Source organism: Sulfurovum xiamenensis (genome assembly GCF_030347995.1).
GTDB lineage: Bacteria > Campylobacterota > Campylobacteria > Campylobacterales > Sulfurovaceae > Sulfurovum > Sulfurovum xiamenensis.
Genome location: NZ_JAQIBC010000001.1, coordinates 499,600 through 523,224, shown reverse-complemented (window position 1 = coordinate 523,224; position 23,625 = coordinate 499,600). Strand labels below are relative to the sequence as shown.

Here is a 23,625-nt window from a genome sequence, read left to right as displayed (position 1 = left end):
ATTATTTCACCTTAAATGTAGCATCCTGGATCAGGACTTTATAGAAGTAACCATATCCAAAATCTTTGTTGACAATAACTTTACCTGTGGCAATGACCTTGTCTCCAGCTTTGATACTGGTTGAAGCAGCTGTGAATACCAGATCATCGGTAAGTTTTTTCTCATTACCTGTACCATCGCCCAAGTGCACCCAGTCACGTTTCATGATTTGATGAGAGACTTTAAAGACAGTACCTTCTAAAGAGATGATCTGACCTTCCAGACTTTTTCTCCACATATGTACCTCTTCAACCGTATAAGAGTCTTTTTTCACAAAGGGCTTTGCAGGTTTTTCCTCATTTTCGGGTGACATACCTCTTCTCATACCTTTGTGGGGATCTTGATGGCCTAATCCCAGCATCTCTTTCATACTTTTAGGTCTTTGTACTTTTTGAGGAAGATAAACATCTGAGGCGAAGATGATCTCTTTAAATGTTTTCCCCAGTGATTTACTCTTAAAGTCATGCATTACAGTTCTCTTGTCATAGCCGATCCTATCACCTACAGCAACTGGTGCATTTGCTATGGCGACCCAATGTTGAGTACCATTTTCATCTACTTTAAGATATTTGTATCCCATGGCACCTTGTATCTCCAACACTTTACCATAGTAGATGGCTTGAGGTTCTAAAGCATGGATTATTGTTGTAAACAGGGTAATAAGTATGAATGGTAATAATTTCATGAGTGTTCCTATAATTGACTAAAGATATTATAGGGTAAGAAGGTTAATATATGGGCAACACCCATGGGGTGTTGAAGACTATGATTATGCTTGAGAATTTTTATAGTCTAAGATCATTTTATAGGCCTCATCTTTTAAAAGAAGTTTTTCTTTTTTAAGTGTTTCAAGCTCTACATCCGTTAAAATCGTACGACCCGCTTCTGCATCTTCTACTTGTTTATCAAGTTCATTGTGTTTATCGAAGATATTTGCAAAGTGTGCATTACTTTGTTTAAGTTCGTGTATTTCATCTCTGTATTCGTGTAACATGGTAATTCCTAGTATTAATATTTCTATAATTATAACTTTTTTGTGGTTAGCAAAGAGTTAAAATTACAATTTTTTACGTTCGGTATTCTGCATTTATTTTTACATATTCGTAACTCAGGTCGCAGCCATAGGATGTATAACTGGCATCACCTAAGCCGATATCACAAGTGACTTTAAAACGCTCTTGTTTCATGACCTTGTATGCCTTCTCTTCACGTACTTTGTCTAACTCCCTAAATTCACTGGAGTAGATAAGAAGGTCATCATAATGTATGGTAAGGGTTTCATCATCACAGGCTATACCGGATGCGCCTATGGTTGAAGCAATACGTCCCCAGTTTGGATCTTCTCCAAAGAGTGCAGTCTTTACCAGAAGAGAGTTACTTAATGCCATACTTGCTCTCTTCGCGTCTTCTTCACTATTGGCACCCTTGACTTCAAAGGCTACCAGTTTGTTAGCACCTTCTCCATCCTTGAGTATAAGCATCGCCAGTTCAAACATGATCTTGTTGAGGGCCTCAGCAAAGGCTTCTTTATTGTAATGGGAACTTTGTTTGTTTGCAAGTAACATGACCGTATCATTGGTAGAGGTATCACCATCTACAGAGATGCGGTTAAATGAGCCCTCTGTTGCCTCTGTAAGCAGTTCATCCATGTCAGACTTGGGGATTTTGGCATCGGTAATGACAAAACAGAGCATGGTAGCCATCGCAGGGTTTATCATGCCTGCACCTTTACAGATAGCTGCGATATTAAATGTGTTCCCATCTTCAAGTTCTACTTGATATGCCAACTCTTTTTTGAAGCTGTCAGTGGTCATGATGGCACGGGCTGCCTGATGCGAATTTGAAGCATTAAAGTCCAGTGTATCAAACGCAGAGGTGATCTTGTCTATAGGCAAACGGTATCCTATGACACCCGTAGAACTCATTACAGGGTTCAGTACTTTTTGTTTGGTACTGAGTATAGACATAATGGATTCTATATCTTCTATACCTTTATCCCCTGTCATGGCATTGGCATTTTTGGCATTGATGAGGACAAAGTTGGTTTGAAAACCTTTAGGATATTTTTGAAAATGTTTGATAGGTGCCGCTTGAAATGTATTGCTCGTAAAGACAGCGGAGATATCACAAGGTTGTTCGCTTCGTATAAAAGCAACATCACCATCCAGTTCAGAACTATCAGAGTTGACAGGTTTTTTTCTCATACCAACATTGGTCGCTCCACAGAAGAATCCTTCTACATTCTCTAGACCGTTTTCAAGTGGAATAAGCTTATACATATTTAAGTTCCTCAGGTTTTTCTTTTTTACGGATGATCTTTTTTGCTTTAGCGATACCTTCACCTGTACCGATAAGTAAAAGCTTGGATTCTGGCATAATGATCGTATCTCCTTTGGGCATAGGAATGAATCTGCCATCTTTCTGACGTATACCGATCACAGTCACATTTGCCACATCTCTAAAACGGGCAGTTTTGATTTTTTTCAGTGCAAGCCATGATGTTTTAAAGACTTTTCCCTCTTCCATATCAAGAGGGGTATCTGTTTTGTAAAGGAACTCTTGGAGAAGGTTTTCCATGTCCGGACGTGCTGCCATAGCATTGATACGCTGTGCCATGAGTTTCGTTGCAGTGACGACCTTGTCCGCACCAAGTTTAAGCAGTTTTTGGTCATCTTCACTGCTTTTGGCATTTGCAATGATAAGGAACTTTTTCCCGCGGTGTATCTCTGATTCATAGAGTCTTGCAGAAGCAATGGTTGCAATATTGTCTGCAATGTTGTCTGCAAGCGTGATCACACCTTTGGCTGAAGAGAGGTGCGATTTTAAGATGCCTTCTTCTGTATGGGGTTCAGCTGTTACAAAGTAAGGATAATGGTATTTCTTTGCTATCTCTTCCATATCTTCTCTAGGGTCAACCACCACAAAAGGGATGTGGTTTTCACGAAGTTGTTTAGTTACCTGTATTGTAAATTCATTATGATAACAGACAATAAAATGGTGTTTAAGTCTAGCAATTTCGTAAAGCATTTTACGCTCCTTGACAGTTTTTTGAAATTCACCTTTTTTGACGACTTCTGCGATAATACCTATAGCGATGGAAAAGACAATAAAGCCAAAGATAATAAGCGTGATGGTGAAAATACGTCCCATATCTGATATGGGCTTTATCTCTCCGAAACCTACGGTAGTAAATGTGATACCTGTTTGATAAATGGCATCCATAAGCGGAAAACCGTCAATAAGCATATAGCCCATCGTACCGATAAGCATAACAATTACAGTAAGTATAAGGGGTAGTCTAAAAGGGGCTAAATGACCATAATACTCATCATTTAGTGTAATATGAGGTTTGGGTGCGCTTCTCCAACCGAGAAACTTTTTAAATTTTTGTGTGGCTTTCACAGCCAGAGTCCCAAAGGTAGGGACTTACTCAGCTGTAGCAGCTTGAGCAGCGCGTTTCTTCATTGTTCTAAGTGTAGAAGCAGCCACTTTAACTCTTTTAGTTGTTCCATCTTCAAGTGTGATCTTTACAGATCTCAAGTTTGGAAGTTGTCTTCTTTTTGTTTTGTTGTTTGCGTGAGAAACGTTGTTTCCTGTCAATGGGCCTTTACCCGTAATGTCACATCTTCTTGCCATAGTATGTCCTTTAAGTTAATCGTTTTTGTATCAGTCAAATGTAAAACGATGAATATTTTGTGGGATTATAGACGATTAGAGCATAAAATTTGCTTAAGATACCTCTTTGGTAAGTATCAAAATAGAAAACAGGGACAAATAGAGAAGTTTATAAGAGAATCAGCACATTTTTTATAAGCATATTCTTGGATGAATAGTACTGTAATGCGGTATCATAGCACTAGGTCAAAAGTTTGATTTTGCTATAATAAATTAAAATAACACAAGAGGATATTTATGTTAGTAGCCCCAAGTATACTTTCTGCCGATTTTGGACATTTGGCGCGTGATGTTGCCGCCATTTGTGAGGGTGGATGTGACCTTGTCCATGTCGATGTGATGGATGGCCATTTTGTACCAAACCTCACCATAGGACCTGTTGTTGTGGAAGCAGTAGCTCAAGTTGCAACTAAACCTTTGGATATACATCTTATGGTAGAGAATAATACATTTTTTGTTGACCTTTTCGCACCTTTGAAACCGGAGTTTATATCGTTTCATATCGAAGAGGAGAAACATCCTCATAGACTTATCCAAAAAATACGTGCGTTGGGTATACGTCCTGCGATCACGCTGAATCCACATACGTCGATTGAAGCGATAGAGTTTTTAATTGAAGAGGTAGATATGGTACTTCTCATGAGTGTGAATCCAGGTTATGGAGGACAGAAATTTATTCCTTCGGTTGTAGAAAAAGCAAAGCGCTTAAAAGCATTGATAGAGAAACGCAATCCAAAATGTCTGATAGAAGTAGATGGCGGAGTGAATGATGAAAATGTCAAAGAGTTGGAAGCAGCAGGTGTTGATGTTGTGGTGGCCGGTTCGTTTGTCTATAAACATCCAGACGGTATAGAAAAAGCCATTTCTGCATTAAAATAAGAATAAAAGGGAAGTGTATATGAGAGTGAAGATTTGTGGTATTACCAACTTGAAAGATGCATTGCATGCCGTAGAGTGTGGAGCAGATGCATTGGGTTTTGTTTTTTATAATAAATCACCACGCTACATCACACCGGCAGCAGCGAAAAGAATCATCGATCAACTTCCCCCTTTTGTGGAAAGAGTAGGGCTTTTTGTCAATGAAGGTGTAGAGACGATCGATACGGTGTGTAGATATTCTGATATTTCACGTGCACAGATCCATTTTGATGTAGATGAAGAGTCTTTGGCTGCCATCGGTTTACAGACTTTGCCTGTGGTACGTGCAAAAGGTCCGGAGGATCTAACAAAATTCCAAGACAGATACCGGTTGGTAGACGCTTACAGTGAAGTCTATGGCGGTGCGGGAGAACGTCTGAATCTTGAATGGTTCAATGGCATAGATTGTTCTAAGATCATTTTGGCGGGAGGTTTAACCCCTGAGAATCTGGAACAAGTGAAACAACTTGGTTTTTACGGTGTGGATGTAAGTTCCGGTGTAGAATCCATTAAGGGGAAAAAAGACCCTAAAAAAGTGCAACAATTTATAGCCAATGCAAAAAGTCTTTGAGGAACTTACTACAGCCTTTCGTAAACATGGAGGCATATTGCATGAAGAACAATACAAACATATTGTTACAAAGTATACAACCCTACTGGAAGATGCCGAAACGATCTTCATTCTTCTTCAAGCTTCAGGCTATCCTATTTCTCAATTAAGTGATGAACACTATAAACTTGAAACCTGTTTTACTTCACATAAAGAACAGCGTTATTGTGTCATAGATATAGAAACGAACGGGAGTAAACCAGGGACTTCACAGGTCATAGAGATCGGTGCAGTGATGGTGCAGAACGGGGAGATCATAGACCGTTTTGAAACTTTTGTTGAATGTGCGTTTTTACCAGAATATATTACGAAGATCACAGGTATAGAACCCACTGATCTCATCGGTGCACCCACTAGAAAAGAAGCATTGACAGCATTACGACATTTCATGGGTGATGCGGTGTTTGTCGCACATAATGCAAATTTTGATTATAGTTTTTTGAATGCCTCTTTTGACAGATTTGGCCTGGGGCACATCGGGAACCCTAAACTCTGTACGATCGATCTTGCCAGACGTACCTTTGAGAGCGAACGGTATGGTCTTGCCTATCTGATAGATTTTTTAGAGATAGAAACAGCTACGCATCATCGTGCTTTTAGCGATGCGCTATGTGCTGCAAAGGTGATGGAAAAAAGCTTGGAAACAGTGCCGGAATATGTCAAGAGTGCAGATGAATTGTTACGTTTTTCCGTCTCCAGTAAGAAAGAGCGAAGGCTCAAAAAAGAAAAAGAGAGTTAAAATTTATTTTCTTTTCCCAGGATGTGATGCAAAAAGAGTATCTGTGCAAATACAGGGGCAAAGATATTGACTAAAGGAATATAGTTAAAGAGTGCAGCTATCATAGCCAAAATGCTTGTTTTTTTCTTTTTCTCTTTACGTATTTTTTTCTCTCTGATGAAGAGTGCTCCTACATCATAAATAGTCGGTTCCTTCAGTAAGATAGACCACAAGTAGAGTACCCATACCTGACCCAATATGGGTATAAAAAGTAAGGGCAGGGTGAGGATGAAAAGCAACAGAAAAACGATACTGGCTTTCAGTGTCAAGAGGATGGAAGTGGTCATATTGGCACTGCCAACGACATGAACATCAGGATAACGTTTTTTTGCTAAGGAGACCAGTAACTTTTCACTCTGAAGTGAAGTAAGCAGCGAGACAATAATGATAAAAAGCATATAGGTCAATAAAAAGGTTCCTATAGATGCTCCTGATGTCTGTAACCATTCCCATGGGATCCATGAGAGATATGAAGCAATGATGTCTGTTAGTAGACCCCAGATATTCCATGCGAACAGCAGTGTAAGTGCCAATGAGATGAATCCTATCTTGATGACAAAAAGGATGACATCTTTAGAGAGCATATCCTGTAGACTTTTTGTGATGGTCTGTTTCATTTTTGAATAGCTGATGTCTACTGATACTCATTTTTAAAAGAGACATACCGTTTAGCAGAGGCATAGAGTTCTGCGACTTCTTCATCTGTCAACTCACGTACGACTTTTGCAGGACTTCCCATGATGAGACTTCGGGGAGGGAAGACCTTGTTCTTTGTGACCAGGCTGTCTGCCCCCACGATAGATTCCTTGCCTATGACAGCCCCATCGAGTATGGTGGCAGACATACCTATGAGACAGGCATCTTCTATTGTGCAGCCATGAAGCATGACACGGTGACCTACGGTGACATCATTACCTATAACCGTAGGATGTCCATCTGACATATCTGCTTTTTTATGGTGTGTGACATGTATCATACTGAGGTCTTGGATGTTGGTTCTGTCTCCTATGGTAATGTGGTGTACATCTCCACGTACCACACAGCCAAACCATACAGCAGCATCTTCTCCCATGGTTACACGTCCGATCACAGAAGATCCTTCAGCGATCCAGGCATTAGGTCCTAGCTTGGGTGTCCACTCTTTAAATTTTATGATCATTAACTATCCTTTAATATACGATTTGCCAAACGGCTTACATAGTCAGGTGTCTCTTTTTTTGTTTTATCATGGATCTTGTTGACATACTCTTCCAATACAGTATGGTTGTTGACCGTTTTACCAAGAGGTGGTACTTTGGTGTAGTTTCCGTCTTCTTGCAGTTTCCAACGTAAGGTATTATCTGCAAGCTGCAACATCAAGATCTGCTCTATCTTCTGTTTCAGGTTCTCTTCCAAGATAGGGGTCATAAGCTCTACACGTCTGACTAGGTTACGAGGCATGAGGTCAGCAGAAGCGATGTAACATTTGATTTTGTCGTGTTTAAAAAAGTAGACACGTGCATGTTCCAGGTATTTCCCTATGACAGAAGAGACCGTAATATTTTCACTGATACCTTTGATCCCCGGTCTTAAACAACAGATCCCACGGATGATAAGATCGACCTTGCACCCTTTTTGTGAAGCGATATAGAGTGCTTTGATAATATCGGCGTCTACCAAAGAGTTTGCTTTCAGAATGATATGCCCTTCAGATCCATGTTTATACTCTTTCTCTATGAGCTTGAGAAGCTTTGGCTTGATCTGTGTAGGTGACATGAAAAGCGTATCAAGTTTGGTATGGGTAGAGAAACCTGTGAGGAAGTGAAAAAAGTGCGTCGCATCTGTACTGAAAATTTCTTTGGTTGTAAAATATGATATATCGGTATAGATCTTCGAGGTACTGGGGTTGTAGTTTCCTGTTGCAAGATGTACGTAACTCTTCAGTTTCCCATTTTGTCTTTTGATCACCTGTGCGATCTTGGCATGTACTTTGAGCCCAGGTATACCATAGACTACGTGTGCACCCACATCTTCAAGTGCTCTTGCCCAACGTAAATTGTTCTCTTCGTCAAACCTTGCTTTGAGTTCGACAAGTACCATCACCTGTTTCCCGTCACGTACGGCATCGATCAGTGCTTTGACGATAGGAGAGTTTGGACCGGCTCGGTAGAGTGTCATACGTATAGTGATCGTTTCGGGGTCTGCGGCAGCTTGTTTAATGAATTTTACGACCGGCTCAAAACTGTCAAAAGGATGGTAAAGCAGCACATCTTGTTTTTCGATCGCCTCAAAGATATTTTCACTGTTCAACGGAGGGAGTATTTTTGGGCTAAATGTAGGTAAGACAAGGTGCGAGAGTGCTTTATCTCCTACGATTTGCCAGAGACCTCCCAGGTTAAGTGGGAGCGTTTTGTAAGAGTAGATATCTTTGTCATCAAGATTGAGATGAGAGAGTAAAAAGTTTATCAGATCAGCGTCTGCACCATCGATGAGTTCAAGACGGATCAGAGAACCTTTATTTCTGGAACGCAACCCTTCTTGAAGGATCTCCAAAAAGTCATCGGCTTCCTCTTCCTCTATCTCGATATCTGCATTTCTTGTGACCCTGAAAGGTGTAGAGGCCAAAGGACTGAATCCAGGAAAAAGTTCAGAGGCAAAGTGCTCAACCACAGATTCTATAGGAATAAATGTTTGTCCCAACTGTATAAACCTAGGAAGTATCCTAGGGATACGCACAAGTCCATGTTTGATATGTTTAGAGTCATCTTCCAGTGTCAGCGCCAAACCAAAACTAAGGTTGTTGAGGTGAGGGAAAGGGTGTGTGGCATCGACGGCTATGGGAATGATCACAGGATAAATTTCATTAAAGAACTTCTCTTTTATTTCCACTTTTTCATCTTGGTTGAGTGCATCGTGGTTCTTTACATTGACCCCATGGGTGTGCAGTTCAGAGATGATAGAAGTGTAACATGATTCCAACACTTTGTGTTCTTTATGTAGGTATCCATGTATCTGCTCGAGCTGCTGACTTGGCGTCAGTTTGTCCGGCCCGGTCTCTTGTATCCCTGCTTTATAGAGTGCCTTAAGCCCTGCCACACGTATCATATAAAATTCATCAAGGTTTGTTCCGTAGATAGCAAGGAACTTAAGACGTTCAAGTGGTGGTAGTTGTTCATCCAGTGCTTGTGCCAGAACACGTGAGTTAAACTGCAGCCATGAGAGTTCACGGTTAAAATAGAGTTGTGAAGAAGAGAGATCTAACGCCATGCATTTTGCCTATATACTTTAAGATTTACGTGTATTATAGCAAAAACCTACAATTTTTTGATTTTTGCTATCTGATCACGCAGTCTGGCAGCCTCTTCAAAGTCCAAATTTTTTGCAGCGGCAAGCATCTTTGCCTTGAGTTCTTTGACCATTTGTTGACGTTCTGCTTTTGGCATTTTGTCCAGTTTACTCTGTTTATTGTAGAGTTCGCCTGCATCTTCTACTTTGAGGTCTGTGTCAAGGACCCTGAGTGTGGTCTTAGGGGTAATACCATGTTCTTTATTATAGGCTATTTGTTTTTCTCGTCTGGCTTGTGTGGTATCGATGGTGAATTGCATCGAATCTGTGATCTTTTTCGCATACATAAGCACATGTCCATTGGCATTTCTTGCAGCCCTTCCTGCTGTTTGTATGAGAGAGGTTCGTGAACGTAAAAACCCTTCTTTGTCTGCATCAAGGATAGCCACTAGACTGACTTCTGGAATATCAAGCCCTTCTCTAAGCAGGTTGATCCCCACTAAGATGTCAAACTCACCTAAACGTAGAGAACGAATGGTTTGGTTACGTTCTATCGCATCCATATCCGAATGCATATGGCGGGCTTTTAGTCCAAGATCATTGTAGTAGGTTGTCAACTCTTCTGCCATCTTTTTTGTCAACACTGTGACAAGTACACGTTCGCCACGTGCGATGACCGGTTTCATCTTGTCATGGAGGTTTTCCACCTGGTACGTACTGTCAATGATTTCTATCTCCGGGTCAAGCAGTCCTGTAGGGCGTACGACCTGTTCCGCTACGGCGGAAGAAAGTTCTAGTTCAAGTGGAGCAGGGGTAGCCGAGACAAAGAGAAAATGAGGCGCTTTATGGATATACTCGTCAAACATCAATGGACGGTTGTCCAGTGCAGAGGGGAGTCTGAAACCGTGGTCAACCAGGACCTCTTTACGGCTTCTATCCCCTGCATACATCCCTCTGAACTGCGGTAAAGAGACATGGGACTCATCCACAATAACAAGATAATCATCGTGCATCGCTTCAAAGTAGTCCATCATGGTGTAAGGCGTCTCTCCCGCTTTTTTCCCAGTAAGATGTCGGGAATAATTTTCGATACCTTTGCACATCCCTGTACCTTCCAGCATCTCCAGGTCAAACTCCGTACGCTGTTTGAGACGGTTATACTCGATCATACGGTCTTCTTTTTGAAAATAGGCAAGTCTCTCTTCGAGCTCCTCTTCTATGCTCTTGACAGCACGGGCAAGTTTCTCTTTAGAGACGATGAACTGATTGGCTGAGTAGATAGTGACCTCTTTGACACCTTCTTCTTTTTCTCCTGTAAGTGAGTTAAAGCCATAGATCGCTTCTATCTCATCCCCAAAAAACTCTACACGTATGGCAAACTCTTCAGAGTAGGCAGGGTAAATGTCTATGACTTCACCTGTCACCCGAAAATCACCTCTGTCAAAGAACTCGTCATTACGTTTGTACCCCATATCTACCAGTCTGAGAAGTAGGGCTTTTTGGTTATACTCATCTCCCACACAAAGTTTCTGTACGATGGAGCGGTAGTCATCGGGACTACCCAACCCATAGTTGGCAGAGACTGAAGCGATGACGATGACATCATCATGTGAGAGCAGGTTCGCTGTTGTACTTAGACGCAAACGTTCCAACTCCTGGTTGATGGAAGAGTCTTTTTCTATGAATAGGTCTTGTCGTGGTAGATAGGCTTCGGGCTGATAATAATCATAGTATGAGATGAAGTACTCTACATGGTTATTGGGAAAAAAGCTTTTAAATTCTGAGTAGAGTTGTGCTGCGAGTGTTTTGTTATGGGTCATAATGAGGGTGGGTTTTTTGGTTTTCTCTATGATCTTTGCCATGGTGTAGGTTTTCCCTGAACCTGTAACACCCAGCAAGGTCTGGTATTGATTTCCTGCCTCTATGGAGCTTGAAAGTGTATCTATGGCCTGGGGTTGATCACCGGCAGGTTGGTATGGACTTGATACCGTAAAATTTGGCAAAATAAACCTCTACTTTTATGTTGTTTCTTTTTAAATTTTTGCTATTATAACACAAAGAAATTATGGAGAATACAATGGCAGCATTACAAAAATTACAAGAGAAGATAGAGCAGTGGAGAGCAGACCATGAAGCACTGAAAAGTGAAAATGCTCAACTTAAAGCAGAACTTGCAAATGCATCCGGATCTCAAAATGCACAAGAGGCACAAATCGCGGCACTCAGAACCGAACTTGAAGAAAAAGATGCAGAGATAGAAAAGATCATTGCACAGGTTGAAGCACTCTTAGCATAAAGATAAGTATAAGTAAAGGTATACCATGAAAAATGTTGGACTTACTGTTTCAGGAAATCGTTATGAGATCAAACTTGAAGATGATTTTGCAGACTTTGTAAACAAGGACTTAGAAGCAGCAGGAGTAAACTTACATCAAGACAACAAGCCAGATAAGCTGCTTAAGGCCTATCTGCGGTTAGCCAAACAGGCGACCTCTTATGAAAATGAGATCGAACTACTTATTGAAACCCTGGATGGTCTATAAAAAACCATTCCGGGGTTTATTTTAACAACGTTTCGATACGCCCCATGAATGCTTCAGGTGTCTCTTTGTAGTGAAGATGAGCTGTTGCAAACTTGAAGTTGAGTTCCGGTATCGCACCAAAATCGTGTTTCTCAAGTGTTTCATGTACACGTTTCTCCAAAATCAATGCATTTTCTTCCGATGTATCAGGCAAAAGTATAGAAAAATGATTGTCATCATATCGGCATGCCACATCACTTTCTCTGATCAAAGAGGTGATCAAGCCTCCGAAACTTTTAAGCAGGTATGCTTGCATCTTTTGACTATAGTGTTTACTCTCTTTTCCAAAATCATCGATAGAAATAGAGAGAAGAGAGAGGGGAGCGTTGTTCCGTACCGCTCTGGCACAAGAGGTTTTCAGTTCAGCACAGAAATATGTTTTATTAAAGAGCTTGGTCTCATGGTCATGAATGGCATGTTTTTTCATCTGTTGATGGATATAGGCCCTTACTAGATAGATCATTAAAAGAGCAAAGATCATAGCAAGAGCAAGACTCATATAAAATACATTAATGATCTTATTCTGTTTCAAATAGACCATTTTCTCAATAACAGTTGCAAATGTATCAGTGAGTTCATAACATTGAAGACTTTGTTGAGTCTTATCTGTATTGTCATGTTTCAAATAATTTTCTTTGTAAGTAGCCCAGCAAGCCTCTATTTGTGAAAAATCTTCAGAGAGTGTCTGACTTCCTATATAGAGATTTGAATCATTGTTCTTTGAAACCCAAGGAGATAACTTTTGAAGAGATTTATCTATATGTGCTACCGTCTCTTGATCATTTTGCATAAGCGCAAGATGGACCATTGCCCCTGCTGTCCAAGAACTTTGGTGTACAATCCTTGTATCATTTCGCATCGTTTGAAATGATGTATACACGAAATAAAAACTGAAAGGGAGTATAAGAATAACCAGGTAAAGTATCAATGTTATTCTAAATGATGACCATTCTTTTTGCATGAGGCTTCCTTTTTATCTTTGAATACTTGTTCCAGCAAACTGGTAATTATGTATCAGGTGCCCACCTACGTTTTCTATATCATCACAATAATTGGGAGCACTTGTATTAATGCCAACATTCATATTGGATCCATCAATATCAATCGTATAACAATTTATACCATTGCAGGGTGCTATATTGATGTCCATAACTCCTGTAGCAGTATAGTGTGCCGCAACACTTCTTATACAGACATTCATATTTGAAACATCAACAGAGAGTTTCGCGTCATCTCTGGTCGCAGTTAGCTTTGAGACCGCAATTGCAGCGAGTATCCCTATAACAATCAAAATGAAGATAAGTTCTAGTATGGTCCATCCTGTTCTCATAGTAGATACTGTGTTATTTTTATGATAAGTATTCACATTTCTCCTCCCCTTTTTCTAAATGACATAAGGCGCATGTAAATGAAACAACATACATATAGATTTATAGTATACAGTGAGTAAAATTTGATTTTAATTAAAATAAATAATAAATTCTTATAAAATATTAAACTTTTTTAAAGCTTATTAAGAGTACCATCCATAAGGCCAATTATTGAATTGGTGCTAAATTTATTTTCTTCAGGAGTTAATCATGAACAACATGAGACGCGGATTCACAATGATCGAATTGATCTTTGTTATCGTAATTATTGGTATTTTGGCGGCAGTTGCTATTCCTAAATTGGCAGCAACAAGAGATGATGCAAAATTAACACAAGCAATCGCAGATGCTAAGACTTGTGTAAATGATGCAGGTGCTGCATATACAGCGGGTACTGCAGGTACAACAGGAACGGATCTTACTAGCTGGACAAAATCACCAGCATGTACTGCAGCAGCAGCCAATACATTGGTTACTGCATCATTTGCAACAAATTCAGTGTCAGTATCAGAAGCAACATCAGGTTCTGCTCCAGCTTCATTGATTACTACACATACATTCGGTGGATCAAGAGTTAGTTATTAATCTCTAATTACCTAACCTACCTGAAGTGAGATACACTTTTGTATCTCACTTTTTTATAACCCCTTTTAAATACAATAAATTCTAATTTTTTATCATCACCTTTTTAAAGTAATCCTTTAATTCTAATCAATAAAATACTTTCACCTCAGATACATGCTTATTTTTTATATGAAATCTTTGAAAAATATGTATGGTGTTTTGCAATGTAGTATGTTTAGTGATGTAATCTATTCTGCCATCGTAATGATAAAATATGTTATAGATATTTTTTCATCCTCTCCTAATGGGTATAGATGTGAGAAATATAAATGGGTATCAAGGGTTTCTTGAGACTTTGTTGTAATACAAAATATTTAACTATTAGTGCTTTCAGATCAAAAGTATTGGCTAGTTACTTTCTAGCAGTTTGATTTCTGTATATCAGAGGGAGAAACCCATAGGGAAAAAGCCAGAGCTAGATATACCGATGTCTGATGGAAAAAGTAAGTCCCGCTAAAAAGTCCTGTGATTGTTAAGGAGAGGATAACAAGTCCGGCGACCAGGTTATAAGGATTGGTATAGGCCACTTGTCTTAGATGATGTATCATGCTATATCGTATAGCATGATAGAAAAGAATACCAAAAAGACCAGTACCGACTAGACCCCACTCTCCAAGCATCTGTAATATCCAATTATGTGCATGTATGACATCGGGATGTCTATCCGGATAGAAAAAGTAACTTTGAGGACCCGCACCCAGTAGCCAATCAGTATGAAGCTCTTTTATAACTAAAGACCAGACCTGAATGCGTCCGCTCATTAGATGCTCGAGAGATCCTGCTTGAAATGTTTTTTTCAAGGCATGCGTAAAATAACTAAGGTCCAGGAAATTAAAATATAAAGCCATGAATCCAAGCAAGGTAATGATTACGCCAGAATAGATAAAAATTTTTAAAGAAAATTTTTGCCTGAAATAGAATAACATAACCAGTAAAGAGACTACTATACCAAGTATAGAAGCCCTTCCTCCAAGCCATAATAAAAATAGAAACAGTGCTCCTATGAGAATGATAGAAATATATTTATGGTTTTTTGAAAAAAGAAATGCGATCGCAAATGCAATTGTCGTCTCTACCTGATAGCCAATTCTATGTATATGTGTATTTAAAACAAGCTTATCTGAACGTATACTGAAGACATGTAAGTCCGCTTTTAAATCAGGGAAAGTGAAATGAATATATATGAAATAGCTCATCACTACTAAAGTAGAGAGAATGATAGATGAAAAGATGATGCGGTAATCAACACGGTATCGGTTAAAAAAATCCCAAAGAAACAGAAAAAAAATAAAATGAGATATCGTCTCTGCATATCTCATAAAGGCGAGTGGATTTTGCCAACTATAGTAGGGAGAGATAAAATAGGAAAGTGTTACTGTTATCAACCATAATGCTGCAATAAGCGTGACAAATCTATATTTTCCCCACAGAATATAGAGTGACGGTAACTTAGCAGTGATTATAATATATACTATAACAAAAAGCCATTCAAGTTTTACAGTCATCCATGTATTGTCAATCCAGAAACGAAAGTCTGACATATTGTCCCCAATACCAAGACCTATCCAAAAGAGGATAATACTTAAAAAAGCAGTTAAAAAAAGAGATTTTCTGTCTTCTTTAATTTGTAAAAATGAATATTTTTTTATCATCTTATTCTCTTTGGAGGGGTTAGGACTAGTGTAAAAAATGATACATTCGATTATATCAAGATTTAGTATATAAAGGCTAGTATATCGAAGTTTATTTTATAATTTTCCTATTGGCAGGTTTATAAAGGATAGAAGTTGTTTGACTGTGTTATTGTTGGTGCTGGGTTTGCTGGAAGTATTATTTTCTTAAAGTTTATCTAATGTGATTTCTATGTTCTGTTGAATCGCACTATGTTAGATTATTTTGCTATGCTTAATAATTTTTTAAAAAGGAGATTAACAGACTATGACATTAGGTTTATCCTTATCAATAAAAATTACAAGATGATTAAATCCATTTACACCTACTTGAAGAATATACTTATATTTTGGATAGTTCTGATGGGAAGGTCGCTGATGCTGAAAGTAAGTAAACAATAGTTTTAGAGCTCAAAATTGTTGAATATAATAAAAGAACATAAGGGTACTTATTTGAGCATAAACAAGAAAAACCAGAAGGACAGGTTATCGCTTATCGCGATAAATTCATTTGGTTAGATAAAGTACTTTATGATAGCTTTTTCATACATGCAATGCTATTTGATGTATATGACAAAAATCTCTTTGAGAAGATTGGTAAAACGACCCACATAAAGATTTTAAATTAAAGAAGCAATAGAAGAGAGTGAAGTTTCAAGTGGTATATGTAAGGGTTGTCATAATATAATATTATCAATTTACAGAATATAGCCATAAGTTTTGGAATATTTTTAATATAAATAGCGATAACCGAAGGGATATTTTTTGAATCTATTTTTATCATTGATTAGAAATGATTTTAAGCAGGAGTTTGCAGGTTCCTTCTTTGGTGGAGTTTGGGCATTTGTGCAACCGATTGTTACTATCTTGATTTTTTGGTTTGTCTTTCAAGTTGGCTTTAAAGCACAGCCAGTTGGTGACTATCCATTTATTTTGTGGTTACTTTCTGGAATGATACCATGGTTTTTTTTTAATGAAGGGGTTTCAAAAGCTACACAATCTATTGTTGCAAATAGCTACTTAGTAAAAAAAATTGTTTTTAAAGTATCACTACTTCCAATAATTAAAATTGTTACTGCACTTTTTATTCACATATTCTTTTTAATGGTTATGGTGATCATTTACATGGCATATGGCTATGGTGTAAATATTTATTATATTCAAATTGTTTATTATTTATTTTCATTAACTATCTTAATGTATGGAATATCTTTGATAACATCGACCTTCGCAGTATTTGCAAAAGATATTAATCCATTGGTGACAATGCTACTTCAATTTGGTTTTTGGATAACACCAATTTTTTGGAATTTAGACACAGTGCCCAAAAAGTATCATATGATAATAGAATTGAATCCACTGGTTTATATTATTAATGGATATAGAGATGTTTTTATTAATAAAGTATGGTTCTGGGAACACAATAATATGACAATATTTTTTTGGATGATTACAGGAATATTATTAGTTGTAGGTAGAGTGACATACAAATATCTAAGACCCTCTTTTGCGGATGTGCTTTAATGAAACAAGAAACTGCAATAAGAATTCAAAATCTTTCTAAGGTGTATTATCTTTTTGACAGACTTCAGGATAGATTGAAAGAGCTACTCCATCCATTTCGTAAAAAATATCATCATGATTTTTATGCTCTGAAGGATATCTCTTTTGAAATAAAAAAAGGTGAAACAGTAGGTATTGTTGGTAAAAATGGTGCAGGTAAATCTACATTGTTAAAAATTTTAACAGGAGTCACATTTCCTTCTGAAGGTGAAGTTGAAGTCAACGGAAAAGTAGCATCTTTATTGGAATTAGGGGCTGGTTTTAATCCCGAGATGACAGGTCTTGAAAATATCTATTTAAATGGTACGATCATGGGTTACACTAAAGTTGAAATGGAACAACGTATTGATGACATAATAACGTTCGCCGATATCGGAGAGTTTATAGATCAGCCAGTTAAAACTTATAGCAGTGGTATGTTTGCAAGACTTGCATTTTCTGTTGCTATTAATGTAGAACCAGATATTTTAATTGTAGATGAAGCACTTAGTGTCGGTGATATTTTCTTTGTAAACAAATGTATTGATAAAATGAGAGAGTTTATTTTAGATTCTGAAAAAACATTGTTATTTGTTTCTCATGACCTTACAGTTTTACGACGATTAGTAAATCGTGTGATATGGTTAGAAAACTCACAAATAAAAATTGATGGAGAAGCTTTATCAGTATTAGATAAATATGCCTATCAGTTTACTGATTCCTTAAGTATATCTCAAATAGAAAAGTTGAATATAATTTCTACTGAATATGCTTGGGGAAGCTATAAATCTCGTTTTGGGACAGGTGCAGCAGAGATAACGGAAATATTTATAAATACAAAGCCGGTATCATTCGATACGTTAACTACTTTGAAGACACATGAGCGTGTAGAGATAGAATTTAAATATACAGCAAAAAAAATTTTAGAGTGCAAACCTTCTGTGAGCATTGCTTTTTTTAATCAAGAAGGGATTAACTGTTTTGGTATTTCTCAAAAATTTCAGAATATAAAGTTAAACCATAAAGAAGAAAAGATAAAATGTATATTAAATAATTTTAATCTATTACGAGGCAAGTATGCTATCAGTATAGGTATATGGGATACTAATATAGTGATCCCATATGATCTACATGAACGTGTTTATGATGTTAATGTTATATCTGAAAATAACTATGAGGATGGAATTTTTGTACCTGACTATCATTGGGAGATTGTAAGTGACACTGTTGAAAATAAAGAATAAGATTATTGATCTATTAAATGTTGGCTCGAATATAAAAAGGTTAATTGAAAGGCAAGATACGATCAGTGCCAGACTTGATTCTATAAATGAAAAACTTGATCTTATTAATGATAATGATCCAAGAAAACCACAACAACTTTTCTATAAAGTTTGTGAAGTTGCACAAGAAAATACTATTGACTTTATTTATAAAAATATGAAGCATGCGATCTGCATAACTGATTATGAAGAATTTTTGGCTTACAGTGTTAAAGAGAAAGGATTTGAAGGTGACATAATGGAGTTTGGTGTCTACTCTGGGAGCTCTATTAACCAATTTTCCAAGCTGGCTCCAGATGTTAAAATTTATGGTTTTGATTCTTTTGAAGGATTGCCGGAAGTTTGGAATGGTTATCATATATTTGATTTTAATTTAAGCGGAAATTTGCCAAAAGTTAATGAAAATATTCAATTAATTAAAGGATGGTTTGATGAGTCCTTGCCCTTTTTTTTACAAAATTACAATGGAAAATGTGCATTACTGCATATAGATTGTGATCTGTATTCATCAACCAAGACAGTTTTTGATCATATCTATCCCTATTTAGATAAGGGAAGTGTTGTGATTTTTGATGAATTTTTCAATTATCCAAATTATGAAGAACATGAAATGAAAGCATTTTTTGAGTTTGTAGAGAAGAGAGAAATAAAATTTCAATATTTGGCATATTGTGGTGAAAGAGTTGTTGTTAAAATAATATAAGAAATTGGGTAAGAGTATGAACTCTATTCAGGACTTAGCTACAAAAAGGTTTTTTTAATTTTTTAGAAAAAAAAGATTAAGATCGTCATCAAATTGGTATGGATGGAAATACTGATAATACTATAGGTCTATGAAGCTTATATGAAGGAAGGTAATGAGTCAAATAAACATTTTAAATAATATTATCAGTAGTGAAATGGAAGGTGCTTATGATGAGCAACTTTATTTTAGGACCGAGGGGAATGCGTATTTTTCTAAAGAACAAAAATCTTTTATACTTGAAAAGCGAGCAGCAATTCGTTTCGATACATATTTTAATAGTTTTAGTATAGGCAAGTGGTATGTAAATACTGGTATAGACAACCTTTGGTTTTCTATTACTCACAAGGGACATTTTCTACTAAAGTTTTATCATTATAGTAGTGAAAAATCGGTATCAGTTATAGCTGTACATGAGTTGAGGAATGGTGATAGCTATCAAGATGAAACCTTTCAAATAGATACCAATCAACAAATAAAAGATGGGTTGATCTTTTTTGAATTGATTGCATTAGAAAACTCATCAGTAAAAAATATGTTTTATGGTACACGTACAGAGCCAGTAAGAAATGTAGACCTTGGAATTGTCATTACAACGTATAAACGAGAAGATGCTGTTAGTAAAACTGTAGATCGGCTAAAACATTATCTTCATGATAATAAAATGCAGTGTTCTGTATCTGTAATTGATAATGGAAAATCACTAAATTTTGAAAGTCAATATAATATAACAGTTATTCAGAATGAGAATCTTGGAGGGTCTGGAGGTTTTGCGCGAGGACTTTATCATTACAAAGAACAAAGTAATAATGTAACCCATTGTTTATTTATGGATGACGATGCATCATGTGAACTTGAAAGTATATGGAGAACTTATAAAGTTCTTGAATATTCAAAAGAAGATCAAGTTGCAGTTATTGGTTCAATGATGCTTTTGTCCAAACCTGGTGTTCAACATGAAAAAGGTGCAAAATTTGATCGATATTGTCGTCCTGTTGGTCTAAATGTTGATCTTACGAAAGTAGAGAATATCCTTGATAATGAAGTTGAAAAATCAATTGATTATGGGGGGTGGTGGTTTTTTGCTTTCCCGATAAAAGATGTCACTTACCCATATCCTTTTTTTGTACGCGGGGATGATGTTGACTTTTGTTTTCGTAATGGTTTTCAATGGATCACACTTAACGGTATTGGTTCATGGCAGGAAGATTTTTTTTACAAAGAGGCACCACTTCAAGTCTATCTAGATAACCGCTCTCATCTTTTACATCATATACATTTTGACCGACTTAGTTCGAGTAACTTTACTATTTTGCTTATAGTTTTGCGTTTTGTTATGCTGTTTGCTTTCAGATATCAGTACAAAAGTGCTTGGGCAAGCCTGAAAGCATTTAATGATGTAATGAAAGGACCAAAATTTTTTGAAGAGAACCTTTTAATGCAAAATATTTTTGAAGAAGTCCGTCCTTGGTCACAAAAAGAAAAGATGCAGCCAATTTCAGTTTCAACTGCTTGTAAAGGTTACGAAAATTATGACATAGTAATCGAAAAAAGCCTTCATAAGATGAAATTATCAGACTTATACTATGTATTCAAGAATCCTGATAAAAATCGACTTTTCTATGATGCAGGAATTAGTAAAATTAGTAAATTTATTTTTTTAAATGGCCATTTATTGCCGAGCTTTTTATTTAAAGCACCAGCAATTATTGAAAAAACCAATGCAAAGGTCGGAATGATTTTCAGACGACCAAAGATTTGTATGTACCATTCTGCAACAAATGAAGGTGTCATTTTAACACATAGTAAAAAAGAATTTTGGAAGCTTATGTTCCAGTTTAGTGTACTTACAATGAAGTTTGTATTTAAACGAAAACGTTTGATAGAAGAATATCGTAATGCATACCCATATATGACATCAAAAGAGTTCTGGCACAAAGAATTTTTTCGAAAAGATAAAGTGTAAAAAGTCCAAATACAATATCGTATTTTTTGAGTGAGGTAATGGTGAAAAAGTTAGTTTATTTTAGTTATTAAGTTAGAACCATAATGAAAAATAAAAGCATTCAGATTTTAAGGAGTTATTCTATATTATTGGTAATTTTGTTGCATCTCGTCTGGGCGAATTTTTAGTATCTTTAGTGATATTTTCAAGCAATAAAATTTATATTTTGAAGAATTTGGAGTTTAACTTTTTTAAATTTATAGGAGAAATTAGTTTTTCAATTTATTTATTACACATCCATATATGGTTTGTATGTAAATATTTGTAGAAGTTTTTCATATTCAGGTTACTCCTATATTATTAGTAGAATATTTTATTATAGCTTTTTTGTTGTCCATATTATTTGGTTGGATTAGCTATAAATATATTGAAAATCCATGGTTTATAAAAAGGAATATATTATGAAAAAAATTGCAGTTGTAGGTTCAGGATTTTCCGGTGTAGTCATTGCCCAGAAGTTAGCCGAAGAAGGTTATTCAGTAGAAGTATTTGAACAAAGGTTCCATATAGGGGGTAACTCATATAGTTATCGTGATGAAGAAAGTGGAGTGATGATTCACAAGTATGGTCCTCATATTTTTCATACCGATAATGAAAATGCTTGGAACTTTATGACTAAACATACTCAAATGATGCCCTATGTAAATCGGGTGAAATCAACAGTCAATGGACAGGTTTACTCCTTACCTATTAATTTGCATACTATTAATCAATTCTTTCAGAAGGCACTTTCTCCCAAAGAGGCAAAGGCATTTATAGAGAGCTTGTCCGATAAGTCGATAGAAGAACCTAGGAACTTTGAAGAACAGGCACTGAAGTTTATAGGAAAAGATCTTTATGAAGCATTTTTTAAAGGATATACGATCAAACAGTGGGGATTAGATCCAAAGGAACTACCTGCAAGCATACTTAAACGTTTGCCCGTAAGGTTTAATTATGATGACAATTATTTTGCACATAAATTTCAGGGTATGCCTAAAAATGGGTATACTGAAGTTTTTGAAAAGGCACTGGATCATCAAAATATTACACTTCATTTTAATAGAGTATTTAAAAGAGAAGAGTGTACTAATTATGATCATGTATTTTACAGCGGAGCTTTGGATGCTTATTTTGACTATAAGCTAGGAAGACTTGATTATAGAACCTTGGATTTTAAAATGCAACGTGAAGAAGGTGATTTTCAGGGAACAGCAGTTATGAATTATGGTGATACGAATATTCCATTTACCCGTATTAGTGAACATAAACATTTTGCACCGTGGGAAGAACATGATAAAACAGTTTATTTTGAAGAATACAGTAGAGAGTGTGGATCAGATGATATCCCATATTACCCAATCAGGTTAACCGGTAAACAACTATTATTAAAAGAATATATTGAATTGGCAGAAATGGAAAAAAATATTACATTTGTAGGTCGTTTGGGTACTTATCGGTACTTAGATATGGATGTTACAATAAAAGAAGCATTTGATGTTGCCGATAAATTTCTAACTTTAAAAGAGAGTGAAACAATGACTACATTTGTAGTGGATCCATTGGCTTAAAATGAAAAGAACAGTTACAGCCGTTATAGTTACTTATAATCGGTTAGAAAAGTTAAAATATACAATAGACAATTCACTTCAAGAAGACCTAGAAAAAATTGTTGTAGTAAATAATAATTCTAATGACGGTACAAAAGAGTATTTGGATAGTTTTAAAAGTGAACGATTAGTTGTAAAGCATTTAGATGAAAATATTGGTGGTGCAGGTGGATTTAATGTGGGGATACAACTTGCATTGGAACAAGAAAATGTAGATTGGATCGTGTGTTATGATGATGATTCATATCCTAAAAAAGGAGCAATTTCAACATTTAAGGGACAATCTTTAGATGAAATAAGTGCAGTAGCGGCAGCTGTTTATCTACCTAATGGTGCAATAAGTGTTATGAATAAAGTAAGGTTTAATCCTTTTAAAAATATGAAAATATTTATAGATACATTTTTAAAAAGAAAATCTATTTATGTTTCAGAAGAGAGCTATAAAAAGGAAACGAATATTTCTATTGATGCTTCAACCTTTGTAGGTTTTTTTGTAAAAGCTAGTGTTGTACGAACAATTGGATTACCACGAAAAGAATTATTTATTTACGCCGATGATTTGATCTATACGCTAGAAATGACAATGCAAAAGCATAAGTTACTTTTTATGCCAAATGTAAAGTTTACGCATGATTGTAGTACTCTTATAGATGAAAAAGATATCTATGATCCCATCTGGAAAGTTTACTATACATATAGAAATAGGATTGAGATGTATAGAATAAGTTCCAAATGGCTATATCTTCCAATAACATTTTTGAAAATACCATTTTGGTTTAATAAAAATAAATTTTATGTGAATAAGAAATTATATAAAAAGTTACTGTTTACTGCAATTCTGGATGCATTCAAAAGAGATTTTTCAAAAAAATTGAGTGATATATTAATGATGTAGAGCAATATAAACAATAAGAAGTTAGGCATTTAAGTAAGG

At 36.3% G+C, this 23,625-nt stretch carries 24 protein-coding genes; 12 read left to right on the top strand and 12 right to left on the bottom strand.

Annotated features, from left to right (window positions below):
* Position 1: 1 nt before the first annotated feature.
* The 5 genes from PF327_RS02685 to rpmB form a co-directional block, all read right to left on the bottom strand.
* Positions 2-724, bottom strand: a complete 723-nt coding sequence (locus PF327_RS02685) for a hypothetical protein (RefSeq protein WP_289401217.1) — start codon at positions 722-724, stop codon at positions 2-4.
* Between the two features lie 84 nt (positions 725-808).
* Positions 809-1,033, bottom strand: coding sequence for an HP1242/YdcH family protein (locus PF327_RS02680; RefSeq protein ID WP_289401216.1), 225 nt, complete (start codon positions 1,031-1,033; stop codon positions 809-811).
* A 73-nt stretch (positions 1,034-1,106) separates the two neighbouring features.
* Positions 1,107-2,318, bottom strand: coding sequence for a bifunctional glutamate N-acetyltransferase/amino-acid acetyltransferase ArgJ (gene argJ / locus PF327_RS02675; RefSeq protein ID WP_289401215.1), 1,212 nt, complete (start codon positions 2,316-2,318; stop codon positions 1,107-1,109).
* Positions 2,311-3,441, bottom strand: coding sequence for a potassium channel family protein (locus tag PF327_RS02670; protein ID WP_008244607.1), 1,131 nt, complete (start codon positions 3,439-3,441; stop codon positions 2,311-2,313). The genes argJ and PF327_RS02670 overlap by 8 nt, the downstream gene beginning before the upstream one ends.
* A gap of 24 nt (positions 3,442-3,465) precedes the next feature.
* Complete coding sequence (gene rpmB, locus PF327_RS02665) at positions 3,466-3,675, bottom strand: 50S ribosomal protein L28 (protein WP_008244606.1); 210 nt, start codon at positions 3,673-3,675, stop codon at positions 3,466-3,468.
* Positions 3,676-3,951: 276 nt separating this feature from the next.
* On the opposite strand from rpmB, the gene rpe reads away from it, so the two are divergent.
* The 3 genes from rpe to PF327_RS02650 are packed head-to-tail and all read left to right on the top strand — an operon-like array spanning position 3,952 to position 5,981.
* On the top strand, positions 3,952-4,593 hold the full coding sequence (rpe, locus tag PF327_RS02660) for a ribulose-phosphate 3-epimerase (RefSeq protein ID WP_008244605.1): 642 nt from the start codon (positions 3,952-3,954) through the stop codon (positions 4,591-4,593).
* Positions 4,594-4,612: 19 nt separating this feature from the next.
* Positions 4,613-5,203: a phosphoribosylanthranilate isomerase gene (locus tag PF327_RS02655; protein ID WP_008244604.1), complete on the top strand. Its 591-nt coding sequence runs from the start codon at positions 4,613-4,615 to the stop codon at positions 5,201-5,203.
* 37 nt (positions 5,204-5,240) lie between these two features.
* The gene (locus PF327_RS02650) at positions 5,241-5,981 is read left to right on the top strand and encodes a 3'-5' exonuclease (protein WP_289401214.1); all 741 of its coding nucleotides are present in this window, start codon (positions 5,241-5,243) and stop codon (positions 5,979-5,981) included.
* Here PF327_RS02650 and PF327_RS02645 read toward each other — a convergent pair.
* Genes PF327_RS02645 through uvrB form a run of 4 tightly spaced genes read right to left on the bottom strand, consistent with a single transcriptional unit; the run spans position 5,978 to position 11,287 of the window.
* A complete protein-coding gene (locus tag PF327_RS02645; RefSeq protein ID WP_289401213.1) occupies positions 5,978-6,637 on the bottom strand; it encodes an EI24 domain-containing protein in 660 nt (219 codons plus the stop codon). The genes PF327_RS02650 and PF327_RS02645 overlap by 4 nt on opposite strands.
* A 17-nt stretch (positions 6,638-6,654) precedes the next feature.
* Entirely contained in the window at positions 6,655-7,179 is a 525-nt protein-coding gene (locus PF327_RS02640) for a gamma carbonic anhydrase family protein (protein WP_289401212.1), read from the bottom strand.
* Positions 7,179-9,266, bottom strand: a complete 2,088-nt coding sequence (locus PF327_RS02635; RefSeq protein WP_289401211.1) for an RNA degradosome polyphosphate kinase — start codon at positions 9,264-9,266, stop codon at positions 7,179-7,181. Before PF327_RS02635 ends, PF327_RS02640 begins: the two co-directional genes overlap by 1 nt.
* A gap of 47 nt (positions 9,267-9,313) precedes the next feature.
* Positions 9,314-11,287 carry an excinuclease ABC subunit UvrB gene (uvrB, locus tag PF327_RS02630; protein WP_289401210.1) on the bottom strand — a complete coding sequence of 658 codons (1,974 nt, stop codon included), beginning with the start codon at positions 11,285-11,287 and terminating at the stop codon, positions 9,314-9,316.
* Between the two features lie 74 nt (positions 11,288-11,361).
* On the opposite strand from uvrB, the gene PF327_RS02625 reads away from it, so the two are divergent.
* Both PF327_RS02625 and PF327_RS02620 read left to right on the top strand, forming a co-directional pair.
* A complete protein-coding gene (locus tag PF327_RS02625; RefSeq protein WP_289401209.1) occupies positions 11,362-11,580 on the top strand; it encodes a hypothetical protein in 219 nt (72 codons plus the stop codon).
* 25 nt (positions 11,581-11,605) lie between these two features.
* Positions 11,606-11,827: a hypothetical protein gene (locus PF327_RS02620; protein ID WP_008244593.1), complete on the top strand. Its 222-nt coding sequence runs from the start codon at positions 11,606-11,608 to the stop codon at positions 11,825-11,827.
* A gap of 16 nt (positions 11,828-11,843) precedes the next feature.
* Here PF327_RS02620 and PF327_RS02615 read toward each other — a convergent pair whose 3' ends face one another.
* Together PF327_RS02615 and PF327_RS02610 are read right to left on the bottom strand one after the other, a co-directional pair.
* The gene (locus PF327_RS02615) at positions 11,844-12,827 is read right to left on the bottom strand and encodes a GGDEF domain-containing protein (RefSeq protein WP_289401208.1); all 984 of its coding nucleotides are present in this window, start codon (positions 12,825-12,827) and stop codon (positions 11,844-11,846) included.
* Between the two features lie 12 nt (positions 12,828-12,839).
* A complete protein-coding gene (locus PF327_RS02610) occupies positions 12,840-13,232 on the bottom strand; it encodes a type II secretion system protein (protein ID WP_289401207.1) in 393 nt (130 codons plus the stop codon).
* Between the two features lie 214 nt (positions 13,233-13,446).
* Here PF327_RS02610 and PF327_RS02605 point away from each other — a divergent pair, with 214 nt between their 5' ends.
* The gene (locus PF327_RS02605; RefSeq protein ID WP_434481328.1) at positions 13,447-13,821 is read left to right on the top strand and encodes a type II secretion system protein; all 375 of its coding nucleotides are present in this window, start codon (positions 13,447-13,449) and stop codon (positions 13,819-13,821) included.
* Positions 13,822-14,219: 398 nt separating this feature from the next.
* Here the strand turns inward: PF327_RS02605 and PF327_RS02600 are convergent, their stop codons facing one another.
* On the bottom strand, positions 14,220-15,512 hold the full coding sequence (locus tag PF327_RS02600; RefSeq protein ID WP_289401206.1) for an O-antigen ligase family protein: 1,293 nt from the start codon (positions 15,510-15,512) through the stop codon (positions 14,220-14,222).
* A 783-nt stretch (positions 15,513-16,295) separates the two neighbouring features.
* Here PF327_RS02600 and PF327_RS02595 point away from each other — a divergent pair.
* The 6 genes from PF327_RS02595 to PF327_RS02570 all read left to right on the top strand — a co-directional run bounded on the left by PF327_RS02595 (position 16,296) and on the right by PF327_RS02570 (position 23,586).
* Entirely contained in the window at positions 16,296-17,054 is a 759-nt protein-coding gene (locus PF327_RS02595; RefSeq protein WP_289401205.1) for an ABC transporter permease, read from the top strand.
* Complete coding sequence (locus PF327_RS02590) at positions 17,054-18,316, top strand: ABC transporter ATP-binding protein (protein WP_289401204.1); 1,263 nt, start codon at positions 17,054-17,056, stop codon at positions 18,314-18,316. The genes PF327_RS02595 and PF327_RS02590 overlap by 1 nt, the downstream gene beginning before the upstream one ends.
* The gene (locus PF327_RS02585; protein WP_289401203.1) at positions 18,291-19,058 is read left to right on the top strand and encodes a TylF/MycF/NovP-related O-methyltransferase; all 768 of its coding nucleotides are present in this window, start codon (positions 18,291-18,293) and stop codon (positions 19,056-19,058) included. The genes PF327_RS02590 and PF327_RS02585 overlap by 26 nt, the downstream gene beginning before the upstream one ends.
* A 154-nt stretch (positions 19,059-19,212) precedes the next feature.
* On the top strand, positions 19,213-21,063 hold the full coding sequence (locus tag PF327_RS02580) for a glycosyltransferase (RefSeq protein WP_289401202.1): 1,851 nt from the start codon (positions 19,213-19,215) through the stop codon (positions 21,061-21,063).
* A 440-nt stretch (positions 21,064-21,503) separates the two neighbouring features.
* Entirely contained in the window at positions 21,504-22,652 is a 1,149-nt protein-coding gene (glf, locus tag PF327_RS02575; RefSeq protein WP_289401200.1) for a UDP-galactopyranose mutase, read from the top strand.
* Position 22,653: 1 nt separating this feature from the next.
* The gene (locus PF327_RS02570; protein WP_289401199.1) at positions 22,654-23,586 is read left to right on the top strand and encodes a glycosyltransferase; all 933 of its coding nucleotides are present in this window, start codon (positions 22,654-22,656) and stop codon (positions 23,584-23,586) included.
* Positions 23,587-23,625: the final 39 nt, after the last annotated feature.

Excerpts from the sequence above, each read along its gene's own strand:
- PF327_RS02620 (WP_008244593.1), top strand. The coding sequence starts at position 11,606 with ATGAAAAATGTTGGACTTACTGTTTCAGGAAATCGTTATGAGATCAAA.
- PF327_RS02590 (WP_289401204.1), top strand. The coding sequence starts at position 17,054 with ATGAAACAAGAAACTGCAATAAGAATTCAAAATCTTTCTAAGGTGTAT.
- PF327_RS02635 (WP_289401211.1), bottom strand. The coding sequence starts at position 9,266 with ATGGCGTTAGATCTCTCTTCTTCACAACTCTATTTTAACCGTGAACTC.
- PF327_RS02685 (WP_289401217.1), bottom strand. The coding sequence starts at position 724 with ATGAAATTATTACCATTCATACTTATTACCCTGTTTACAACAATAATC.
- PF327_RS02655 (WP_008244604.1), top strand. The coding sequence starts at position 4,613 with ATGAGAGTGAAGATTTGTGGTATTACCAACTTGAAAGATGCATTGCAT.
- PF327_RS02615 (WP_289401208.1), bottom strand. The coding sequence starts at position 12,827 with ATGCAAAAAGAATGGTCATCATTTAGAATAACATTGATACTTTACCTG.
- PF327_RS02680 (WP_289401216.1), bottom strand. The coding sequence starts at position 1,033 with ATGTTACACGAATACAGAGATGAAATACACGAACTTAAACAAAGTAAT.
- PF327_RS02625 (WP_289401209.1), top strand. The coding sequence starts at position 11,362 with ATGGCAGCATTACAAAAATTACAAGAGAAGATAGAGCAGTGGAGAGCA.
- glf (WP_289401200.1), top strand. The coding sequence starts at position 21,504 with ATGAAAAAAATTGCAGTTGTAGGTTCAGGATTTTCCGGTGTAGTCATT.
- PF327_RS02640 (WP_289401212.1), bottom strand. The coding sequence starts at position 7,179 with ATGATCATAAAATTTAAAGAGTGGACACCCAAGCTAGGACCTAATGCC.
- argJ (WP_289401215.1), bottom strand. The coding sequence starts at position 2,318 with ATGTATAAGCTTATTCCACTTGAAAACGGTCTAGAGAATGTAGAAGGA.
- PF327_RS02570 (WP_289401199.1), top strand. The coding sequence starts at position 22,654 with ATGAAAAGAACAGTTACAGCCGTTATAGTTACTTATAATCGGTTAGAA.
- rpmB (WP_008244606.1), bottom strand. The coding sequence starts at position 3,675 with ATGGCAAGAAGATGTGACATTACGGGTAAAGGCCCATTGACAGGAAAC.
- PF327_RS02580 (WP_289401202.1), top strand. The coding sequence starts at position 19,213 with ATGAGTCAAATAAACATTTTAAATAATATTATCAGTAGTGAAATGGAA.
- rpe (WP_008244605.1), top strand. The coding sequence starts at position 3,952 with ATGTTAGTAGCCCCAAGTATACTTTCTGCCGATTTTGGACATTTGGCG.
- PF327_RS02600 (WP_289401206.1), bottom strand. The coding sequence starts at position 15,512 with ATGATAAAAAAATATTCATTTTTACAAATTAAAGAAGACAGAAAATCT.
- PF327_RS02605 (WP_434481328.1), top strand. The coding sequence starts at position 13,447 with ATGAACAACATGAGACGCGGATTCACAATGATCGAATTGATCTTTGTT.
- PF327_RS02645 (WP_289401213.1), bottom strand. The coding sequence starts at position 6,637 with ATGAAACAGACCATCACAAAAAGTCTACAGGATATGCTCTCTAAAGAT.